Raw genomic sequence first — 20,609 nt, forward strand, 5'->3', positions numbered from 1 at the left:
CCATAGGTGGCGCCGGTGTAGCCGACGTAGCCCGGCAGAATGTAGCGCTTGTCGAACACATTGTTGACGTTCACGGCCAGGTTGAGTTCGCGCGTGGCCTGGTACGACAGGCGCAGATTGCCCACGGTGAAGCCCGCGAGCTTGAACGAGCGGTCATAGCCCAGCGTATGGCTTTGCACGTTGAAGCCGCCGGCCACCGTCAGCTGATTCCATTCGCCGGGCAGGCGGTACGACGCCCAGGCGCGCAGCATGTGCTTGGGCGTGATGGTGCTGAACACCTTGCCCTGCTCTTCGGGGTCGCTGAGAAACTTGGTGGTGTTGAACGTGTAGCCCGCCATCAGCTGCAGATTGCGCAGCACTTCGCCGCTGACTTCGGCTTCGAAGCCCTGGCTGCGCACCTTGCCCGAGTTGCGCGAGCAGTACCAGCCGTCGCAGGCAAAGCCGGCGTCGAGGTCGTTGACGGCGCGCTTGTTGTGGTCGTAGCGGAACACGGCCAGCGAAGTGTTGACGCGGCCGTCCATCAGCTCGCCCTTGACACCCAGTTCATAGTTCTTGCCGATGATGGGCTCGAGCACGGCGCCGGCCGCGGTGCGCTCCGACTGCGGCACGAACACGCCGGTGTAGCTGCCGTAGGCTGACCATTGCGGTGTGAGCGCATACACCAGACCCGCATAGGGCGTGATCTCGCGCGAGGCCGTGGTGAGCGTGCTGGTGCCCGCCTGCTTGTCGTTGTAGATCGAGTCGTACCAGCTCGCGCGTGCGCCGACGATGGCCGTCAGCGGCTCGGTGAGCCGGGTGCGCAGGCTGGCGTAGATGCCTTTTTGCTGCACGTCGTAGCCCGCGCGCGAAGGCTTGACGCCCGCAGCGACCATGCTGGCCAGGGTAGGCTCGGGGCGGTTGTGGTCGATGGCAAACAGGTTGCCGCCCGCAGTGAAAGTGCGCGCAAACAGGTCGTCCGAGGTGTACTTCGAGTAGTTGGCGCCCACGGTGGTTTCATGGCGCAGGCCCAGGGCTTCGAAGCGGCCGGTCACATAGGCGTCCAGCCCGACCTTGCTGGAGTCGAAGTCGGTGATCCAGTTCGCATAGGTCATGCCGCTGCCGTCGGCGGCCACATCGCCGTGCATGCGCTGGTGCTTGGACGTGTTCTTTTCGCTCAGATGGATGGCTGCGACCTTGAGCTTCCAGTCGGCGTTGAAGCGGTGGTCCAGATCGGCGTAGAGCATGGTCTGCTCGATGTCGCCGCGGTTCCATGCGGCGCCGGTGTAGGTGGAGCGCGGCAGGCCCACATCGCTGCCGTCGGCGCGCAGCGGCACGCCGTAGATCATGGGCCGCGACTTGCTGTCCGAATGGCTCAGGCCCACGCCCACCGTCGTGTCTGGGCTGATGTCGTAGTCGAGCGCCGCATACAGCGAGCGCGTGCGGTCGTTGACGTGATCGATGAACGAATGGCCGCGGGCCTCGTCGACCACCAGGCGGCCGCGCAGCGTGCCTGCGTCGTTGAGCGGGCCGCCGGCGTCGAGCTGCAGGCCATAGCGGTCCCAGGAGCCGGCGCGCGCCGTGACCGAGACGGTCTTCTCCGACTGGCCGCGCTTGCGCACCAGGTTGACCGCGCCGCCCGGGCTGCCCGTGCCCTGCAGCAGGCCCGAGGCGCCGCGCAGCACTTCGAGGCGGTCATAGAACACCATGCCTTCGGTGCCCCAGTTGCCCAGCGCGTAGTTGTTGCGCGGAATGGCCACGCCGTCGTACTGCCAGTCATTGATCTCGAAGCCGCGCGCGAACAACACCATGCCCTGGCCCACGCCTTGCGCACCCACCATGCCGGTGACGTTGTTGATCGCCACGCGCAGATCGGTGATGGCCTGCTCGTCGAGCTGCTTGCGCGTGACCACGCTGACCGACTGGGGAATGTCCTTGAGCGACTGCGTGCCCTTGTTGATGGTCACGGCACGCACCGCCAGCGAGTCCGAACCTTCGGTCGTGGCGCTGCGCTCGGCGCGCGCCGAGACCGTCACCGCGGCCATGGTCACCGCGTTGCCTGCGGGAACGGCGGCCGCCGAACCCGCGGCCTTGCGCAGTACAAACAAGCCGTCGCCGCGCTGTTGCGCCTCCAGGCCGCTGCCCTGCAGCACGCGGCGCAGCGCCTCCTCGTTGCCGTAGCTGCCGCGCAGCCCGGGGCTGCGCAGGCCGTCGACCAGCGAAGGCTCGAACGACAGTCCCATGCCCGCGGCCGTGGACAGGCGCAGCAGGGCTTCATCGAGCGGGCCGGGTTCTATCGCATAGGCGCGCAGCACCGGTGCGGCGCCAGGGCTGGTCTGGGCAAACGCGCCGGGCAGGGCGCTGGTGGCCAGCAGCACGGCAATGGCCAGCGCGGAAGGCTGGAAACGAAGCGAGGGCTTGGAAGACATTTTGTCCTTTCGTCATGTACTGATGAACACGACGAACGAAACGCAAAAAGGTATCACGCCGGCATCAGGTGTCGGCGCGAATCGGCTCCACGGTCACCCAGTACGCGCTGCGCTCGCGCACCTGCACGGGCAAGGACTCGGCGAGCAGCTGCAGACTGCGCGCGCGCGCCAGCGCGGGAAAAGTGCCAGAGATGCGCAGCTCGGCGACATCGGGGTGGCAGCGCAGAAAGCCCGGGTGGTAGCGGTCGAGCTCGGCCACCAGGTCGGCCAGGCGCATGCGGCGCGCCACCACCATGCCCTGGGTCCAGGCTTCATCGGTCAGGCCCGCATGGACCTGGGGCTGGCCCATGCCGCCGGCGCCGAAGTCCAGCCGCTGGCCAGCTTTGACGCGATCCTGGCGGCCGCGCGCGTCGACTTCGACCGCGCCTTCGAACACCACCACGCGGCTGTCAGCATCGCCGCTCGCGCGGCGCACCGAAAAACGCGTGCCTATGGGGCGCACGCTGCCGTCCTGCGTCAGCACGCGCAGCGGCCGCGGCAGGGGCGCGGGGTCGGGCGCGCTGGTCACGAGAATCTCGCCGCCCAGCAGATGAATCGTGCGCGCCTGGGCGGTGAAATCCACGGCAATTTCCGTGGCCGTATTGAGCAGCAGCCGCGTGCCGTCGGCCAGCGTCAGCGGCAGCTGCTCGCCGGTCGCGCTGCGCCAGCGTTCGCCGTCGATCCGCATCTGTTGCCAGCCCAGCCAGCCTGCGGTGGGCAGCAGCGGCAGCCACAGCAGGCGCAGCAGATGGCGCCGCCGCGCCGCGGGCTTTTCCAGCGTGGCGCGCAGCGGCCCGCCGGGCAGTCCGCGCAGATCGCCCATCAGGGCTTCGGCGCGCGTCCACGCCCGGCCATGCGCGGGACTGGAGGCGCGCCAGCATTCAAGCGCTTCCCATTCCTTGGGACCGGCCTCGCCGCCGTGCAGCTGGGTCAGCCAGTCGGCGGCCTCGCGCAGGATGGCCGGGTCTATGGGGGTGTCGGCGCCTGCCGTGTGCGCGCTGCTCATGCCGCGCTCAGGCAGGCAAGAAAAGCCTGGCTCATATGGCGTTTGACGGTGGGCAGCGAGACGTCCATCTGCTCGGCGATGTCGGCATAGACCAGGCCGTCGAGCTGCGAGCTCAGGAAGATGCGGCGCGTGAGCGCGGGCAGGGCGGCGAGGCAGGCGTCTATGCGCAGCAGGGTTTCGACGATCAGCAAATGCGCTTCGGGCGAAGGTGCGAGCGGTTCGGGCTGGGCGGCCAGCGCTTCGAGGTAGGCGCGCTCGAGCTCCTGGCGCCGCCAGTGGTCGGCGACCAGATTGCGCGCGATGGTCGTGAGATAGGCGCGCGGCTCGCGCCAGGCGGTGGTGTCCGCCGCTTGCCGGCTGCTCAGCACGCGCACGAAGGTGTCCTGCGCCAGATCGGCGGCGCGCTCGCCGCAGCCCAGGCGGCGGCGCAGCCAAGCCCGCAACCAACCGTGGTGGTCGCTGTACAGGGTTTGAACATGTTGCTGCAAGGCCGCTGCGGCGTCGGACATGGTGTGATTGCAAATGAGAAGGGTTCTCATTCTATCGGCGCGCAGGAATCGGCGGCAAATTAGATACAGGAACGTTGGTTGCGTCCAACGTTCATTGCGCCGTGCCGGGGAGGTGGCCGCTGCCTGCTGGTTGTAGGCCAATTCTTACCAAACCGTCATGTGGAGTTCATCCCATGCGCGCGGACCGCTTCCTATCATCGCCTCAAATCACCCTGGTGCGCATGCCTGCACTGTTTTGAGAAAGCCGAGATATGGTTCCCTCCTCCTTCCCCGCGCTGCCCACCGCCTGGCTGTTGCGCCCCAGCGTTGCCGCGTTGCTCGCCAGTGCGCTGTTCGCGGCACCGGCGTTCAGTCAACAGGTCGCAGCCGTCAAGGTGGCGGCCGTCAAGGTTGCACCCGCGGCCTTGCGCCTGCTGGAGATTGCGCCCGTGCAAGCGCCGCAATCGAACCAGTGGCTGTGGTCGCCCGCACGCCTTGAATATCCTTCGGGCCAGCTCGACAGCGTGGCCTCGCCCGCCGCGGCGCGCATCACCGCCATCCATGTGCAGCCCGGTCAGGCCGTCAAGGCCGGCGCGCCGCTGGCCACTCTGGTGAGCGCCGATGCGCTGCGCATGCGCCATGAAGTCAGCGCGGCCCAGCTGGCCGCCGACACCAGCCGCGCTGAATTGCAGCGCCATCAGGACATGGTCGCGCGCGGTGTGGGCACGGAGACCGAGCTGCGCGTGGCCCAGGCCCGCAGCAAGGAGACCGCCCAGGAACTGGCGCGCGCGCGCGGCACTGCGGCCCTGCTGGGCCCGGACGGCGGCGATCGCATCGTTCTGCGCGCGCCGCACGCGGGCGTCGTCGCCCAGCACCAGGCGACCATGGGCCAGCAGGCCGAAGCCGGCGCCGTGCTGTTTGCCATCGGCAACCCGCAATCGCTGGGCGTCGTGGCCGAAGTGTTCGAAGCCGATCTGCCGCAGATCAAGGCCGGCGTGGCCGCCCAGGTCGAGCTGTCGACGCAGTCGGCACCGGTCGCGGCACGCGTGCAGCAGGTGGGTGCGGTGGTCAACGCCGAATCGCGCCGCGCGCCGGTGCAGCTGGCGCTCACCGACAAGGATCTGCCCCTGGGCCTGCGCGCCGGCATGCAGGCGCGCGTGGGCATCGCCATGGAGCGCTCGCCTGAAATGCGCGTGCCCATAGGCGCGGTGCTGATCCAGGGCGAGAACCGCAGCGTGGTGTTCGTGCAGACCACCGCGCAGACGTTCGAGCCGCGTGTCGTGAAGCTGGGCCAGCCGGTACGCGGCTGGGTGCCGGTGATCTCGGGCCTGCAGAGCGGCGAGCGCATCGTGGTGCGCGGCGCGCTGCTGCTCGATGGCGCCGCAAGCCAGATGCTCTGAGGAACGGACCAGAGCATGTTGCGCGCATTGATTGATTTCGCCGTCCATCGGCGGCTGGTGGTGCTGTGCGCCACCATTTTCATCGCCATCTACGGCGTCTATTCATACCTGAATACCGCGATTGAAGCCTACCCCGACGTGACCAACGTCCAGGTGGGCGTCATTGCCCAGGCCCCGGGTCTCGCGCCCGAGGAAGTCGAACGCCAGATCACGCAGCCGCTCGAGCGCCAGCTCAACGGCACGCCGGGGCTGGTGTCGCTGCGTTCGGAAAGCTACTTCGGTCTGGCCATGGTCAACATGGTCTTCGACGACCATGCGAACAGCTTCACCGCGCGCGCCGAAGTCGCCCAGCGCCTGCCCCAGGCCGACCTGCCCGCGGGCGTGACGCCCGAAATGGCGCCCGACTACACGCCGCTGGGCAAGATCTATTACTACCGCCTCAAGAGCGACCGCCACACGCTGGACCAGCTGCGCACCGAGCAGGAATGGAACATCGTGCGCACGCTCAAGCAGGTGCAGGGCGTGGCCGATGTGGTGAGCATAGGCGGCTTCGTCAAGGAGTACCACATCGAGGTGGACCCGGACAAGCTCTACCGCCTGGGGCTGTCGCTGGCCGACGTGACCGAAGCCATAGAGAAGTCCAACCGCAACGTCGGCGGCGGCCTGCTGCGCCGGGGTGAACAGTCGTTCATCATCCGCGGCATAGGCCTGCTGCGCTCGCCGCAGGAGATCAAGGAAGTGGTGGTGCAACTGCGCGGCGGCGCGCCCATCACCATCGGCGATGTCGCCAGCGTGATCCAGTCGCACACGCCGCGCCAGGGCTCGGTGGGCATGGACGACGAGAACGACGTGGTGCAGGGCGTGGTGCTGCTCAAGCGCGGCGAGAACCCTTCGCGGGTGCTCGACGGCCTGCATGAGAAGGTCAAGCTGCTCAACGGCGGCCTGCTGCCCGAAGGCATGCAGATGGAAGTCACCTACGACCGCTCCGACCTCGTGGGCCATACGCTGGCCACGGTGCAGCACAACCTGATGTTCGGCGCCAGCCTGATCGTCGGCGTGCTGTGGCTGGTGCTGCGCAGCCTGCGCGGCTCGCTGATCGTCGCCACGGTGATTCCGCTGTCGCTGCTCGTGGCCTTCATCGGTCTGCACTGGCTGGGCATGCCGGCCAACCTGATCTCCATGGGCGCGATCGACTTCGGCATCATGGTCGACGGGGCGGTGGTGCTCGCGGAGAACATCATCCGCAACGCCCGGCTGCGCAAGCCCGAAAACCAGCGCGAGATGCGCGCCATCATCATCGAATCGACGATTGCCGTCGCCAAGCCGACGCTGTTCGCGATGGCGATCGTGATCGCGGCGCTGATTCCCGTGTTCTCGCTGCAGAGCATCGAAGGCCGGATCTTCCGTCCGCTGGCCATGACCTACAGCTTCGCGCTGCTCGGCGCGCTGGTGTTTGCCCTGGGCCTGGTGCCTGCGCTGTGCGCGCTGCTGCTCAAGCCCAAGCATGTGATGCAGCCCGAGCCTGAAGTGTTCGAGCGCATGGACCACGGCTACCAGCACTGGATAGCGCGCACGCTGGACCGCATCGCGCGCCAGCGCGCCGTGGTGGTGGGCGCGGTGGTGATCCTGGTGGTGGCCGGCCTCTCGGCGACCAAGCTGGGCACCGAGTTCCTGCCGCAGCTCGATGAGGGCGACGCCTACGTGCTGGTGCAGATGCCGCCTTCGATCTCGCTCGAGAAGGGCCAGGAAGTGCTGGCCGAAGTGCGCCACATCCTGCGCAAGTTCCCCGAAGTGACTTCGGTCAGCACCGAGCAGGGCCGTCCCGAGTCGGGCACCGACAACGAAACGCTCAACATGGCCAAGGCGCTGATCCGCCTCAAGCCGCTCAAGGAATGGCGCAAGGACCTGACCAAGCCGGAGCTGATAGAGCAGATGCGCGGCGAGCTGGGCGTGATTCCCGGCGTGGCGTTCAACTTCTCGCAGCCGATACGCGACAGCGTCGAGGAATCGACTTCGGGCGCGCGCGGCCAGGTGGTGCTCAAGGTCTTCGGCCCCGAGATCGATCAGCTGCGCGCCATTCTGACGCAGACCATGGACCAGGTGCGCCCCATCGAAGGCGTGGTGGATCTGGACCTGTACCGCGATGCGCCCGCACCGCAGCTGCACGTCGAGTTCGACCGCAACGCGCTGGCGCGCCAGGGCATTGCGATGGAAACCGCGCAGAAGACGCTGGAGATGGCGCTGGCCGGTGAACTCGCGACCACGCTGTGGGAAGGCGAGCACCCGGTGCCGGTGCGCGTGCGCCTGCCGTATGTGAACCGCATGGACGAAGCCACGATGCGCGACATTGCGATTCCCACGCCCCAGGGCGGTTCGGTGCCGCTGCATTCGGTCGGCAGGATCAGCGTGAAGATCGGCAATGCGTCGATCTTCCGCGAGAACAACAGCCGCTACATGGCGCTGAAGTTCAACGTCGAAGGCCGCGACATCGGCTCCGTGGTCAAGGACACGCTGGCCGCGTTCAAGGCCAACGTCCAGGTGCCTGCGGGCTACCAGGCGGTCTGGGGCGGCGAGTGGGAAAACCAGCAGCGCGCCTCGCAGCGCCTGCAGGTGGTCGTGCCGCTGTCGCTGCTGATCGTGTTCGGCCTGCTGTTCGGCGCGCTGGGCCAGGCGCGCAGCTCGGCGGTGATCCTGCTGTGCGCTCCGTTCGCGATGGTCGGCGGCATTGCCGCGCTGCACCTCACGGGCATAGAGCTGTCGATCAGCGCCGCCATCGGCTTCATCGCCTTGCTGGGCCAGGTCGCGCTGGTCGGTCTGCTGGTGGTGTCCGCGGTCGAAACGCTGCGCCGCGAAGGCATGCCGCTCAAGCATGCCCTGGTGCAGGGCACGGCCGAGCGCATGCGCTCGGTGCTGCTGGTCGCCACGCTGGCGCTGCTGGGCCTGCTGCCCATGGCCATGTCTACCGGCGTGGGCAGCGAAACCCAGCGTCCCTTTGCGTCGGTGATCGTCGGCGGCATGCTGGTGCTGCCCGTCGTCGCGCTCGTACTGCTGCCCGTGCTCTATGCCTGGCTCGGCCCCAAGACCTTGAAGAAACCGGATGAGTTGGATGAAAGCCTTTAAATCTATCGCCGCCGCCGCGGCCCTGGTGTGCGCCGGCGCCTGCCTGGCCGCGTCGCCGGCGCAGACCTCCGCATCCGTTGCCGCCGCGCCCAGCGCGGCCGGCGCTTCCCAGCTGCCGGCGTCGCTGGGCCTGGTCGAGTACCTGGCGCTGGTGCGCAGCCTGCACCCCACGCTGCGCGCCATGCCTTTGCGCCAGCGCATGGAGCAGGCCGACGTGCAGACCGCGGGCACCTGGGCCAATCCGACGGCGCACTATGGTCGCAAGCCCGAAGAGAAGGAGTGGGGCGTGGAGCAGTCGCTGCCCATCTTCGGCCAGATCGGCATGCGCACCGAAGCCGCGAAGCTCGCGGCTGCGACCGGCGAAGCCGAGCGCGCCGCGCAGGTGCAGGACATCCTGGGCCAGGCGGCGCAGCGCTTTGCGCAGCTGCTGCTGGACCAGGAAAAGCTGGTCGCCAAGCAGCAGGCCATGGCGCAACTGGACCAGGCCGTGAAGATCGTGCAAGGCCAGATCCAGCTGGGCGCGCGCAGCCGCTACGACGGCGCTCGGGTCGAACTGCAGCGCGCCCAGATGCAGGTGCAGCTCGAGCAGCAGCAAGCGCAGACAGTGGCCGCGCGCGCCGCGCTGGCCGAACTGCTGGCGCTGCCGAACTGGACGCCCGAGGCCGTGGGCAGCCTGCTGCCCGCCAAGCTCGCGGCGCCGGAGCCGACATTCGACGCGATGTGGCAGCAGGCGAGCCAGCGGCTCGCGCCGCTGCAGGCCGCGCATGCCAAGGTGGTGCAGGCCGAGCAGTACACGCGCCAGCAGGCGCGTGAAGCCCTGCCCACGCCCACGGTGGGCGTGACGCGGGTGCGCGGGCGGCAGGAGTCGTATGGCTACAACCAGGTCGGCATCTCCATCGAGCTGCCGCTGTTCGATCGCAAGCAGGGCCCGATAGAGCGCGCCCGGCTCGAGCACGCGCAGGCGCTGCTCGAGGAAGACGCCGCGCAGCAGCAGGCGCGCCAGCAGCTGCAGCAGGCCTTGCGCCAGCGCGATCTGCTGCGCAAGTCGCTCACCAACTTCGAGTCGCGCGGCCTGACCCAGCTCGCACCGCTGCGCCAGATGGCCCAGGATTCCTACCGTCTGGGCCAGAGCTCCATTCTGGAATGGCTGGACGCGATGGATTCGGTCTCGACCCACCAGCAGGAATATCTGGATCTGACGCTGCAGGTCTGGCAGGCCGAATGGCAGCTCAACGCCGCGCGCGGCCAGTTGCCACTCGCGGATGGGGTTGTGGGCGGCGGCTGCGTGGCCCCAGGCTGTTTATAGTCGGAGGTTTGTTGCTCGAACTTTCCATGCCGCGCTTTCTCATCATCGAAGACGATAGCCAGAATGCCCGCTTTCTTGCCGAAGGCATGCGCGAACTTCAGGCCGAAGTCTGCGTCTGCCCCGACGGGGTGCAGGGGCTGACCCAGGCCGTGACCGGCCACTGGGATGCCATCGTTCTCGACCGCATGCTGCCCGACGGCTTCGACGGCATCAAGATACTGCAGGCGCTGCGCGGCATGGGCAACACCACGCCGGTGCTGGTGCTCAGCGCGCTGTCGGCCACCGACGAGCGCGTGCGCTGCCTCAAGGCCGGCTGTGATGACTACCTGACCAAGCCGTTCGCGTTCTCCGAACTCCAGGCCCGGCTGGAAGCCCTGCTGCGCCGCGTGCAATCGACCGCGCCCGCGCCCGTGCTCGAAGTCGGCGACCTGCGGCTGGACCTGCTCAGCCGCCATGCCGAACGCGGCGGGCGCACGCTGATGCTGCAGCCGCGCGAGTTCCGCCTGCTGGCGTTTCTGGCGCGCCATGTGGACCAGACCGTGACGCGCACCATGCTGCTGGAATCGGTCTGGGATTACCGCTTCGATCCGCAGACCAATGTGATCGACGTGCACATCAGCCGGCTGCGCAACAAGGTCGACAAGGGCTTCGAGCAGCCGCTGATCCACACCGTGCGCGGCGTGGGCTACTGCCTTTCCACCCAGATTCCCGGGCTGTGAGCTTCATGCACGCGGCCAGGCGTCCCTGGAGCTCGATTGCCTTTCGCCTGGCCTTGAGCTACGGCGGCCTGCTGCTGCTGACCATGGTGGTGGTGCTGACCATCTTCTATGTGCAGATGGTCAGCGTGTTCAGCCACCGCATGGACCGCGAAGCCAACATGGATCTGCAGCGCCTGCAGCAGCATGCGCTGAACTATGGCGAAGACGCGCTGCGCAAGGAAATCGAGCGCCTGCTGAGCGACGGCGTCGACAGCCAGACGGAAATCGCCATTCTCACGGACCGCGATGGCGAATTCCTCACCGGCAACGCGCGCGTTCTGCGCCAGCGCCGCATCAACACCTTCGGCCTGCGCGAGCTGCCGCTGGAACGCAACGGCCTGACAATGACCGGCCGCGTGGCCGTGACCGAGCTGCCCAGCGGCAATCTGCTGATCGTGGGCCGCGACATGGAGGCGCTGCACGACATCGAGCATCGCTTCATGAACGCCAGCCTCACGGCGGCGGTGATCGTCGTGGTGCTGGCCATCTGGGGCAGCGTGGGGTTCGGGCGCCTGGTCGATGCGCGCGCGGCCAGCATACGCCACACCATGCTGCAGGTCGCGAACGGCGATCTGCGCCAGCGCATTCCGCTGTCCGACGACGAAGACGAGTTCACGCGCCTGGGCCGCGACATCAACAAGATGCTCGACCAGATCGAGCTGCTGATGGACGGCGTGCGCCATGTCTCCAACACCATCGCCCACAACCTGCGCACGCCGCTCACGCGCGTGCTGCTGCAGCTGCGCAGCGCGCGCCATCTGGGCGGCAACGAGCAGCAGCGCCTGCTCGAACACCTGGAGCAGGAAGTGCAGGCGCTGGGCACGGTGTTCGACAAGCTGCTGCAGATCGCCGAACTCGAGTCGGGCATGCGCCGCCAGGAGTTCGGCGTGGTCGACATGCAGGGCCTGCTGGCCGATATCGCCGACCTGTATGCGCCGGTCGCGGAAGAGACCGGCTCCTATCTCGAAGTCGTGGTCCAGGGCCATCCCTGCGCGCTGGGCGACGCCGATCTGCTGGCCAATGCGCTGGCCAATCTGGTCGAGAACGCGCTCAAGTACGCCTGCCAGCAGGCCGGCGGCCATCTGCGCATCATGGCCGAGCAGCGGGGCGACATGATAGATCTGCGGCTGCAGGACAACGGCCCGGGCGTTCCGCCCGATCTGCTGCCGCACATTACCGACCGCTTCTATCGCGCCCATGAGCGCCAGCCCGGCCATGGTCTGGGACTGTCGAGCGTGCAGGCCATCGTGCAGCTGCACAGCGGCAGCCTGCATTTCGCCAACCTCACACCGGGCTTTGAAGTGCAGCTGCAGTTGCCCGCGGCACCCGGCGTGGAGCGGGCCTAGGCCCGCAGCGCACGCCAGCTGCCCAGCCAGGCAGCGGCGCGCGCGCGCCAGTCGCTGGCCGGCGCGGGAGCGGGCACCACGTCGGCTGCGGGACTGCAGCGCCACCGGGCCTGGCTTTCGAGCGCCGTGATCTGCAGGCGCAGCGCCGCGGGCGCACGCCAGCTCTGGCCCGCCTGCAGCCGCAGTTGCAGCCCGGGCAGGGCTTCGATGCCGGCCAGCGCCGAGGTGTTCAGCTGCAGCGTGCCGCTGGCACAGAACAGTTCATCGCCCGCGGCAAAGGCGCGGGTCAGGGTCTGGCCGCGGGCCAGTGGCGCAAGGGCAGGAGCGGGGTGTTGCATACGAGGACTCGCAAGTCGGGCTGTTTCGGTGCTGTAAGCGTAGGTCCGTTGCTGTTTGCATAACAGGCACAGCAGCCGGGCTTGTGCACCGCAGCAGCGCAGCTTGCAGCCATCTGTTCTGGTCTGGCAGCGCTGAATCTGTATCTGTTGCAGAACAGCCGGAACAGGCATGATGCAAGGCCTGAGCACCTTTATTCCACGCCCCATGCTGCTGCCTCTCGCCGAGACCCGTTCCGACGCATCACTGCCGCTGTACCAGCGCATCGCGGCCGATTACGCGCATGCGATGGCCATGGGCGCATTGCAGGTCGGCGAGCGCATGCCTTCGGTGCGCGAAGTGATGCGCCGCCACACCGTGAGCCTGTCGACCGCGCTGCAGATGCTGCGCCATCTCGAAGCCGCAGGGCATCTGGAGGCGCGCGAGCGCGTGGGCTACTTCGTGCGCAGCGCCCAGGGCGGGGCGCTCGCGCCCAGCAGCGAGCCCGATCTGAGCCAGCCCGTGGTAGGCGTGGATCAGGCGCACTTCATAGGCATCAACGCGCATATTTCGCTGCTGCTGGAGCAGGGGCGCCAGGCGCAGGTGCATACCGATATCGGCGGCTGCACGCCGCCGCCGGGCCTGTTCGATCACCACTATCTGAACCGCATCGTCGCCCGGCTGCTGCGCGACGACCCGACGCTGCTGGTGCAGGGCCGTTCGCTGCTCGCCAACCAGGGCAACCATCCCGACTTCCAGCAGGCCATGGCGCGGCGCGCGCTGGCCTCGGGCATACGCGTGGCCCCGGCCGATGTGCTGGCCACCACCGGCAACTCGGAAGCCGTGAGCCTGGCCCTGGCCGCGGTCTGCGCACCCGGCGACATGGTGGCCGTGGAGTCGCCGACCTATTACGGCCTGCTGCAGGTGGTCGAGTCGCTGCAGCTGCAGACGCTGGAAATTCCCTGCAGCCCGCGCACCGGCATGTCGATAGAGGCGCTGGAACTCGCGTTCCAGACCCAGCCGCGGCTCAAGGCCGTGGTGGTCGTGCCCGAGCTGCAGATGCCGCTGGGCGCGCGCATGCCCGACGCGCACAAGGCGCGCATGGTGGCGTTGTGCGCGGCCCATGGCGCGGCCTTGATCGAAGACGATTCCTATGGTCTGTTCGTCGAAAGCGATCAGGTCGTCAAGCCGCTCAAGGCCTGGGACAACAATTCGGGCCATGTGATCTATTGCCAGGCGTTCAACAAGAGCCTCGCGCCCGGCCTGCGCCAGGGCTGGATGAACGGCGGGCGCTGGCATGGCCGCGTGCAGATGCTCAAGTTCGCCCAGAGCCGCAACACGCAGACGCTGGCCCAGCTGATCGTCGCCGAAGTGCTGGGCTCGCCCACGCACCAGCGCAGCCTGGTCAAGCTCAAGCAGCAGCTGCGCAGCCAGCGCGAAGCCATGGCGCGGCTGGTGGCGCGCCATTTTCCGCTGGGCACGCGGCTGAGCCTGCCGCCCGGCGGGCTGTGCCTGTGGCTGGAAATGCCCGACGGGTTTTCCAGTTCCGCGCTGTTCACCGAAGCGCTTTCCCAGGGCATACGCATTGCACCGGGCAGCATGTTCTCGAACTCGGGGCGCTATGAACACTGTCTGCGCCTGGCATGCACCCACCCGGTGACGCCCGCGATGGAGCAGGTATGCCGCACGCTGGGGGCCATGGCCTGCGCGCAGCTGGGGCAGGGCGCGCGGGGCAGTCCCCCCTGAGCTTGCCTTGCCGGCCGTGTCTGAGGGCAGGCTTGTTCGACGCAGGGCTTCGACAGGCTCAGCCCGAACGCTTGAAAACGTTCGTGGTGAGCTTGTCGAACCATGAACGGCCGCCGCGATAACAGTAGGTGATGGCGCTGGATCGAATACTGGCGCCAGAAAAACCGGTTCCCGATTCCCTCCGGGCAGGCCAGAGCTCTGCGTTGACCTCAACCCCGATTCTTGAGCAACGCCGAGCCGCTGCTGGTCATCGCCAGCTCCTGCGTGGTCTGCAGCAGCGCCGGGCCCAGCGCCTCCATGCGCGCTTCGGTCAGGCGCATCAGCGGGCCGGCAATCGTCACCACGCCTATGACCGGGCCGTTGCCGCGGCGGATCGGCGCGGCCATGGCGCTCATGCCGGGAGCAAACACTTCGACGATGCGGCTGAAGCCATGCAGGCGCGTGGTTTCTAGATGCGCCAGCAAGGCTTTGACCGTGGTCGGGGCGTTCGGGCCGAAGTCCTGCGGCTGGCCGAAGCCCTGGCGCGACACCAGGGCCAGCGCCTGCTCGTCGCTCATGGTCGCAAGCCAGGCGTGGCCCGCGGCGCTGCACGACAGATTGACTGACAGCCCCATGTCGGGGTCATAGCGCAGGCCGCGCAGCGCGCCCTGGGCCTTGGCGACAAACGTCAGTTCGTCGCCATCGACCACGCCCAGGCGCACCAGCTCGCCCGATTCGCCGGCCAGGCGGTCAAGCAGCGGCTGGGCGATGTCGACGATGCCGCTGGCGCTCAGAAAGCCCAGGCCCAGCGAGACCAGCTTGATGGTCAGCATGTAGTTGCCCTGGCTGTGCTCCTGGCGCACATAGCCGCAGCGGCTGAGCTCGGCGAGCAGCCGGTGCGTGGCGCTCAGCGGCATGTCGAGTTCGGTGGACAGGCTCGAGATGGCCTTGCCTTCGGGGTGAACGGCCAGGTGTTCCAGCACTTTGAAACTGCGTTCCAGGATGTTGCTCATGCGATGCGACTTTCAAGCGGGGGGCGGACGGGTGCCATCTGCTGATTTGTACGAGAAATATTGAGCAAATGATAAAGGGTTTCTACTGTGGAATGAGTTTCCACTTTTTAATTACCATCGGTATCAATCGGTGGGCCTGACGGTCCAGTCCGTTGTTTCTTCCCTGGAGGTGTTCCATGCGCATTCCTGCCCGCATCGCCCTGGCCGCTGGCCTGTCCCTGCTTTTTGCCTTGCCTGCGAGCGCGCAGCAAGAGCGCGTGATCCGCTTCGGTCACTTGAACAACGCCGATCATCCGGTGAGCTTCGGCGTCAAGCGCTTTGGCGAAATCCTCGCCACCAAGAGCGGCGGCAAGATGAAGGTCATGGAGTTCCCGGCCTCGCAGCTGGGCAACGAGATGCAGCAGCAGTCGGCGCTGCAGGGCGGCGTGCAGCAGATGTCGGCGCCGGCAACCACCTCGCTGGCCGGCATCGTCAAGGAGTTCGGCCTGGTCGACTTCCCGTTCTCGGTTGCCAACTATGCGCAGGCCGACGCGCTGCTCGACGGCCCGCTGGGCCAGGCGCTGATCGCCAAGCTGCCCGAAAAAGGCCTGGTCGCGCTGGGCTACTGGGACCTGGGCTTTCGCAATGTCACCAACAGCAAGCGCGCGATCACCAAGCCCGAGGACTTCGACGGCCTCAAGCTGCGCGTGATTCCCAACCCGGTGTTCCTGGACACGTTCAAGGCGTTCAAGGCCAATCCCGTGCCCATGCCGTTCGCGGAACTGTATGGCGCGCTGGAAGCCAAGGCCGTCGATGGCCAGGAAAACCCGTTTGCCGTGATCCTGTCGAACAAGTTCTACGAAGTGCAGAAGTTCGTCAGCGCCACCAACCATGTCTATGCGGCCAACATCGTGCTGGTCAGCAAGAAGTTCTGGGACCAGCTGACGCCGGCCGAGCAGAAGATGATGAACGAGGCCGCCAACGAGTCGCGCGGCTACCAGCGCCAGGTCAGCCGTGCGGCCGCGCAGAAGGCCGTGGGCGAACTGCAGGCCAAGGGACTGCAGTACAACGAAGTGTCGCCCGCCGAGCAGACGCGCATGCAACAGATCGCCAAGCCCGTGATCGACCGTTTCGCCGCCACCTACGACCCCGCCATCGTCAAGCTCTACAACGACGAACTGGCCCGCATCCGCAAGTGATTCCAGGCAGCGCAACATGAAAATTCTTGTTCTCAACGGTCCCAACCTGAACCTGTTCGGGCGGCGCGAACCGCATATCTACGGCACGACCACGCTGGTGCAGATCAACGAGCGGCTGGAAAAGCTGGCCCAGGAGCTGGGCGTGACGCTGGACATCATGCAGTCCAACCACGAAGGCGCGCTGATCGACTTCCTGCACGCCAACATCGACAGCGCGCAGGGCGCGCTGGTGAATCCCGCCGGGCTCACCCAGCACGGCGTGCCGCTGCACGATGCGATCAAGGCCATGCCGTTTCCGGTCATTGAAGTGCACATGTCGAACATCGCCGCGCGTGAAGCCTGGCGCGTGCATTCGATCATCTCGCCTGCGGTCAAGGCCACGGTGCAGGGGTTCGGCCCGCATTCCTACTTCGCCGGCCTGCGCGCGCTGGTCGAAAGCCTGCGCGAAGCCAAGGCCTGACGCCGCGGCCCCGCAGCGCCCGAACGCGCTGGGGGGCCGTTGCCCAATCAAGCAAGGGGAATGACATGAATCGTTGGATAGACCGCGCCTGCCGCGGCCTCGAAGGGGTGATAGCCGCCATGCTCGCCGCGATGGTGGTGCTGGTGTTCGGCAACGTGGTGTTGCGCTATCTGTTCAATTCCGGCATCACGGTCTCCGAGGAAGTATCGCGCTGGCTCTTCATCTGGATGACGTTTCTCGGCGCCATCGTGGCCTTGCGCGAGCACGGCCACCTGGGCGTCGACATGGTGGTGCAGCGCCTGCCGGCCTGGGCCAAGAAGATCTGCCTGGGCCTGGGCCATCTGCTGATGCTCTACATCCTGTGGCTGCTGCTGCAGGGCAGCATCGCCCAGGCGCGCATCAACTGGGACGTCACTGCGCCCACGACCGGCGCGTCCATGGCCATCGTCTATCTCTCCTGCGTGGTGTTCGCGGTCTGCGCGGGCTTTCTGATGCTGCTCGATCTGCTGCGCCTGGTCACCGGAAAGATCAGCGAGGCGGAACTGGTGATGGTGCAGGAATCGGAGGAAGCGGTGCAGTTGCAGCAGATTTTGGCGGCCCAGGAGGGCGATGCGCCCGCGGCCCGGAAAGGCGAGAAATGACGATCTTCGTATTTGTGGGCGCGCTGCTGCTGGCCATGGCCATGGGCATTCCGATCGCGTTCTCGCTGCTGGCCAGCGGCGTGGCGCTGATGTGGCATCTCGATCTGTTCGATCCGCAGATCCTCGCGCAGAACCTGATCGGCGGCGCCGACAGCTTTCCGCTGCTGGCCGTGCCGTTCTTCATGCTGGCCGGCGAGATCATGAACGTCGGCGGGCTGTCGCGGCGCATCGTCGACTTCGCGCTGGCCCTGGTCGGCCACGTCAAGGGCGGCCTGGGCTACGTGACCATCATGGCCGGCTGCCTGCTGTCGGCGCTGTCGGGTTCGGCCGTGGCCGATGCCGCGGCGCTCACGGCGCTGCTGCTGCCCATGATGACCAAGGCCGGTCACGACAAGGCGCGCGCCGGCGGCCTGATCGCCGCGACCGGCGTGATCGGCCCGGTGATTCCGCCCAGCATCGGCCTGGTGATCTTCGGCGTCGCGGCCAATGTGTCGATTTCCAAGCTGTTTCTCGCGGCCATCGTTCCCGGACTGCTGATAGGCGGCGCGCTGTGGGTCACCTGGGCCTACCTGGTGCGCAAGGAAAAGCTCGTGCCGCCGCCGCGCAAGTCGGGCGCCGAGATCCTGCTGGCCGCACGCAAGGCGTTCTGGGCGCTGCTGCTGCCGGTGATCATTCTGGTGGGCCTGCGCATGGGCGTGTTCACGCCCACCGAGGCGGCGGTCGTGGCCGCGGTATATGCACTGTTCGTGGCCTCGGTCGTCTACCGCGAGATCACCTGGGCCAAGCTCTACGCGATCTTTGTCGCTGCGGCCAAGACCAGCGCCATCGTGATGTTCCTGATCGCGGCGGCCATGGTCAGCGCCTGGCTGATCACCGTTGCCGACCTGCCATCCAAGGTCGTGGCGCTGCTGCAGCCGTTCATGGACAGCAAGATCCTGCTGATGATGGCCATCATGGTGCTGGTGATGCTGGTGGGCACGGCGATGGACATGACGCCGACCATCCTGATCCTGACCCCGGTGCTGATGCCGGTGGTGAACGCCGCCGGCATAGACCCGGTGTACTTCGGCGTGATGTTCATCATCAACAACTCGATAGGGCTGGTGACGCCGCCCGTGGGCACGGTGCTCAACGTGGTCGCGGGCGTGGGCAAGATGTCGATGGACGATGTCACGCGCGGCGTCATTCCGTTCATGCTCGCGCAGTTCGCGATGATGTTCGCCATGGTGTTGTTTCCCTGGCTTGTGACCGGCCCGGCGAAGTTCTTTTACCGCTGAGTCCAGGCTGGGCCGGCCGCGGCGCCGGCCCAGCTTGTGGGTCAAGATCGGGAACCTCTGTCGACCAAACAGCAGCTTGCAGCGTTATGCACTAAATGGTCTATTCAAAGCGCCTTCCAGGTGCTACAACAGCACCATACGGCAAGCGAATGCCTTGCAACTTAGCGGCACTTTTCGTCTTTGGGTGTTGCCACGGGAGGTCGTATGGATGTCATCAGCAATTCGGCTGCGCGGCACATGAGGCTGCGCGAAGAGGAGATGTCGGTCGACGAATACTTGGCGCTGTGCCTGCGCGATCCGACCGCGTATGAAAGCGCCGCCCAGCGCATGTTGCTGGCCATGGGGGAACCGGTCATGGTCGACACGCGCAACGACCCGCGGCTGTCGCGCCTTTTCGCCAACAAACTGATACGCCGCTACCCCGCGTTTGCCGAGTTCTACGGCATGGAGGACTCCATAGAGCAGGTGGTGAGCTTCTTCCGCCATGCAGGCCAGGGGCTTGAAGAACGCAAGCAGATCCTCTACCTGCTGGGCCCGGTGGGCGGCGGCAAGAGCTCCATTGCCGAGCGCCTCAAGTACCTGATGCAGAAAGTGCCGTTCTACGCGCTCAAGGGCTCGCCCGTCAACGAGTCGCCGCTGGGCCTGTTCGACCCCATCGAGGACGGACCGGTGCTGGAAGAGCAGTTCGGCATTCCGCGGCGCGCGCTGCAGCATGTGCTGTCTCCCTGGGCGGTCAAGCGTCTGGAGGAGCTCGGCGGCGACATCCGCCAGTTCCGCGTGGTCAAGCGCTTCCCCAGCATCCTCAAGCAGGTGGCGATTGCCAAGACCGAGCCCGGCGACGAGAACAACCAGGATATTTCCAGCCTCGTGGGCAAGGTCGACATCCGCAAGCTCGAGAACTTCGCCCAGGACGACACCGACGCCTACAGCTATTCGGGCGGGCTGTGCCTGGCCAACCAGGGCCTGCTCGAATTCGTCGAAATGTTCAAGGCGCCCATCAAGGTGCTGCACCCGCTGCTCACCGCGACGCAGGAAGGCAACTACAAGGGCACCGAAGGCTTCGGCGCGATTCCTTTCGACGGCATGGTGCTGGCGCACAGCAATGAAAGCGAGTGGAAGGCGTTTCGCAACAACCGCAACAACGAGGCGTTTCTGGACCGCATCTACATCGTCAAGGTGCCTTACTGCCTGCGCGTGTCCGAGGAAGTGAAGATCTACGAGAAGCTGATCCGCGAGTCTTCGCTGGCCAATGCCGTATGCGCTCCGGGCACGCTCAAGATGATGGCGCAGTTCGCGGTGCTCACGCGCCTGGTCGAGCCCGAGAACTCGAGCATCTTCAGCAAGATGCAGGTCTACGACGGCGAAAGCCTCAAGGACACCGATCCGCGCGCCAAGAGCTACCAGGAATACCGCGACTTCGCGGGCGTGGACGAAGGCATGTCGGGCATCTCCACGCGCTTCGCGTTCAAGATCCTGTCGCGGGTGTTCAACTACGACAGCACCGAAGTCGCGGCCAACCCCGTGCACCTGATGTATGTGCTCGAGCAGCAGATAGAGCGCGAGCAGTTTCCCGCCGAACTCGAGACCAAGTACACCGGCTACATCAAGGAGTTCCTGTCGCCGCACTACGCCGAGTTCATAGGCAAGGAGATACAGACCGCGTACCTCGAAAGCTACAGCGAGTACGGCCAGAACATCTTCGACCGCTATGTCACCTACGCCGATTACTGGATACAGGACAACGAGTACCGCGACAACGACACCGGCGAAGCCTTCGACCGCGCCGCGCTCAATGCCGAACTCGAGAAGATAGAGAAGCCCGCGGGCGTGGCCAACCCCAAGGACTTCCGCAACGAGATCGTCAACTTCGTGCTGCGCGCGCGCGCCAACAACCAGGGCAAGAACCCGGCCTGGACCAGCTACGAGAAGCTGCGCCTGGTGATAGAGAAGAAGATGTTCTCCAACACCGAGGAGCTGCTGCCCGTGATCAGCTTCAACGCCAAGGCCAACGCCGAGGACGCGCGCAAGCACGAGGATTTCGTGATGCGCATGGAAGCCAAGGGCTACACGCCCAAGCAGGTGCGCCTGCTGTGCGAGTGGTACCTGCGCGTGCGCAAGAGCAGCTGAGCGCG

16 protein-coding genes are annotated in these 20,609 nt (G+C 66.5%); 11 read left to right on the forward strand and 5 right to left on the reverse strand.

Annotated features, from left to right (window positions below):
• From RR928_RS12475 to RR928_RS12485, 3 genes are all read right to left on the reverse strand, one after another.
• On the reverse strand, positions 1–2,405 hold a 2,405-nt coding region (locus RR928_RS12475; RefSeq protein ID WP_332682722.1), incomplete at its 3' end, for a TonB-dependent siderophore receptor.
• A gap of 64 nt (positions 2,406–2,469) precedes the next feature.
• Positions 2,470–3,450, reverse strand: a complete 981-nt coding sequence (locus tag RR928_RS12480; protein ID WP_332538016.1) for a FecR domain-containing protein — start codon at positions 3,448–3,450, stop codon at positions 2,470–2,472.
• Positions 3,447–3,959 carry a sigma-70 family RNA polymerase sigma factor gene (locus tag RR928_RS12485; protein ID WP_332538017.1) on the reverse strand — a complete coding sequence of 171 codons (513 nt, stop codon included), beginning with the start codon at positions 3,957–3,959 and terminating at the stop codon, positions 3,447–3,449. The genes RR928_RS12480 and RR928_RS12485 overlap by 4 nt, the downstream gene beginning before the upstream one ends.
• Before the next feature lie 251 nt (positions 3,960–4,210).
• Between RR928_RS12485 and RR928_RS12490 the strand changes: the two genes are divergently transcribed.
• From RR928_RS12490 to RR928_RS12510, 5 genes are read left to right on the forward strand one after another with little or no spacing between them, the layout of a single operon-like run.
• Positions 4,211–5,338, forward strand: a complete 1,128-nt coding sequence (locus RR928_RS12490; RefSeq protein ID WP_332538018.1) for an efflux RND transporter periplasmic adaptor subunit — start codon at positions 4,211–4,213, stop codon at positions 5,336–5,338.
• Positions 5,339–5,353: 15 nt separating this feature from the next.
• Positions 5,354–8,458, forward strand: a complete 3,105-nt coding sequence (locus RR928_RS12495) for an efflux RND transporter permease subunit (protein WP_332682724.1) — start codon at positions 5,354–5,356, stop codon at positions 8,456–8,458.
• A complete protein-coding gene (locus RR928_RS12500) occupies positions 8,445–9,764 on the forward strand; it encodes a TolC family protein (protein ID WP_332682726.1) in 1,320 nt (439 codons plus the stop codon). The genes RR928_RS12495 and RR928_RS12500 overlap by 14 nt, the downstream gene beginning before the upstream one ends.
• Before the next feature lie 26 nt (positions 9,765–9,790).
• The gene (locus tag RR928_RS12505) at positions 9,791–10,483 is read left to right on the forward strand and encodes a response regulator transcription factor (protein WP_332538021.1); all 693 of its coding nucleotides are present in this window, start codon (positions 9,791–9,793) and stop codon (positions 10,481–10,483) included.
• Positions 10,484–10,488: 5 nt separating this feature from the next.
• A complete protein-coding gene (locus RR928_RS12510; RefSeq protein ID WP_332538039.1) occupies positions 10,489–11,868 on the forward strand; it encodes a sensor histidine kinase in 1,380 nt (459 codons plus the stop codon).
• Here the strand turns inward: RR928_RS12510 and RR928_RS12515 are convergent.
• Positions 11,865–12,206 carry a hypothetical protein gene (locus tag RR928_RS12515; RefSeq protein WP_332682728.1) on the reverse strand — a complete coding sequence of 114 codons (342 nt, stop codon included), beginning with the start codon at positions 12,204–12,206 and terminating at the stop codon, positions 11,865–11,867. The genes RR928_RS12510 and RR928_RS12515 overlap by 4 nt on opposite strands.
• A gap of 205 nt (positions 12,207–12,411) precedes the next feature.
• Here RR928_RS12515 and RR928_RS12520 point away from each other — a divergent pair, with 205 nt between their 5' ends.
• A complete protein-coding gene (locus RR928_RS12520; protein WP_332538023.1) occupies positions 12,412–13,929 on the forward strand; it encodes an aminotransferase-like domain-containing protein in 1,518 nt (505 codons plus the stop codon).
• Positions 13,930–14,138: 209 nt separating this feature from the next.
• Here RR928_RS12520 and RR928_RS12525 read toward each other — a convergent pair whose 3' ends face one another.
• Positions 14,139–14,921 carry an IclR family transcriptional regulator gene (locus RR928_RS12525; RefSeq protein ID WP_332538024.1) on the reverse strand — a complete coding sequence of 261 codons (783 nt, stop codon included), beginning with the start codon at positions 14,919–14,921 and terminating at the stop codon, positions 14,139–14,141.
• Between the two features lie 176 nt (positions 14,922–15,097).
• Here RR928_RS12525 and RR928_RS12530 point away from each other — a divergent pair, with 176 nt between their 5' ends.
• From RR928_RS12530 to RR928_RS12550, 5 genes are all read left to right on the forward strand, one after another.
• The gene (locus tag RR928_RS12530) at positions 15,098–16,099 is read left to right on the forward strand and encodes a TRAP transporter substrate-binding protein (protein ID WP_332682731.1); all 1,002 of its coding nucleotides are present in this window, start codon (positions 15,098–15,100) and stop codon (positions 16,097–16,099) included.
• A gap of 16 nt (positions 16,100–16,115) precedes the next feature.
• Positions 16,116–16,559 carry a type II 3-dehydroquinate dehydratase gene (locus tag RR928_RS12535; protein ID WP_332538026.1) on the forward strand — a complete coding sequence of 148 codons (444 nt, stop codon included), beginning with the start codon at positions 16,116–16,118 and terminating at the stop codon, positions 16,557–16,559.
• Positions 16,560–16,624: 65 nt separating this feature from the next.
• Entirely contained in the window at positions 16,625–17,200 is a 576-nt protein-coding gene (locus tag RR928_RS12540) for a TRAP transporter small permease (RefSeq protein WP_332538027.1), read from the forward strand.
• Complete coding sequence (locus tag RR928_RS12545) at positions 17,197–18,477, forward strand: TRAP transporter large permease (RefSeq protein WP_332548203.1); 1,281 nt, start codon at positions 17,197–17,199, stop codon at positions 18,475–18,477. Before RR928_RS12540 ends, RR928_RS12545 begins: the two co-directional genes overlap by 4 nt.
• 204 nt (positions 18,478–18,681) lie before the next feature.
• A complete protein-coding gene (locus RR928_RS12550; RefSeq protein WP_332538029.1) occupies positions 18,682–20,604 on the forward strand; it encodes a PrkA family serine protein kinase in 1,923 nt (640 codons plus the stop codon).
• Positions 20,605–20,609: the final 5 nt, after the last annotated feature.

Source organism: Comamonas sp. (genome assembly GCF_036666375.1).
Classification (GTDB): Bacteria; Pseudomonadota; Gammaproteobacteria; order Burkholderiales; family Burkholderiaceae_C; genus Comamonas.

Bases quoted from the DNA above. Each gene is read 5' to 3' on its own strand.
- RR928_RS12540 (WP_332538027.1), top strand. From the start codon at position 16,625: ATGAATCGTTGGATAGACCGCGCCTGCCGCGGCCTCGAAGGGGTGATA.
- RR928_RS12500 (WP_332682726.1), top strand. From the start codon at position 8,445: ATGAAAGCCTTTAAATCTATCGCCGCCGCCGCGGCCCTGGTGTGCGCC.
- RR928_RS12485 (WP_332538017.1), bottom strand. From the start codon at position 3,959: ATGTCCGACGCCGCAGCGGCCTTGCAGCAACATGTTCAAACCCTGTAC.
- RR928_RS12505 (WP_332538021.1), top strand. From the start codon at position 9,791: ATGCCGCGCTTTCTCATCATCGAAGACGATAGCCAGAATGCCCGCTTT.
- RR928_RS12530 (WP_332682731.1), top strand. From the start codon at position 15,098: ATGCGCATTCCTGCCCGCATCGCCCTGGCCGCTGGCCTGTCCCTGCTT.
- RR928_RS12515 (WP_332682728.1), bottom strand. From the start codon at position 12,206: ATGCAACACCCCGCTCCTGCCCTTGCGCCACTGGCCCGCGGCCAGACC.
- RR928_RS12510 (WP_332538039.1), top strand. From the start codon at position 10,489: ATGCACGCGGCCAGGCGTCCCTGGAGCTCGATTGCCTTTCGCCTGGCC.
- RR928_RS12550 (WP_332538029.1), top strand. From the start codon at position 18,682: ATGGATGTCATCAGCAATTCGGCTGCGCGGCACATGAGGCTGCGCGAA.
- RR928_RS12545 (WP_332548203.1), top strand. From the start codon at position 17,197: ATGACGATCTTCGTATTTGTGGGCGCGCTGCTGCTGGCCATGGCCATG.
- RR928_RS12535 (WP_332538026.1), top strand. From the start codon at position 16,116: ATGAAAATTCTTGTTCTCAACGGTCCCAACCTGAACCTGTTCGGGCGG.
- RR928_RS12490 (WP_332538018.1), top strand. From the start codon at position 4,211: ATGGTTCCCTCCTCCTTCCCCGCGCTGCCCACCGCCTGGCTGTTGCGC.
- RR928_RS12525 (WP_332538024.1), bottom strand. From the start codon at position 14,921: ATGAGCAACATCCTGGAACGCAGTTTCAAAGTGCTGGAACACCTGGCC.
- RR928_RS12495 (WP_332682724.1), top strand. From the start codon at position 5,354: ATGTTGCGCGCATTGATTGATTTCGCCGTCCATCGGCGGCTGGTGGTG.
- RR928_RS12520 (WP_332538023.1), top strand. From the start codon at position 12,412: ATGCTGCTGCCTCTCGCCGAGACCCGTTCCGACGCATCACTGCCGCTG.
- RR928_RS12480 (WP_332538016.1), bottom strand. From the start codon at position 3,450: ATGAGCAGCGCGCACACGGCAGGCGCCGACACCCCCATAGACCCGGCC.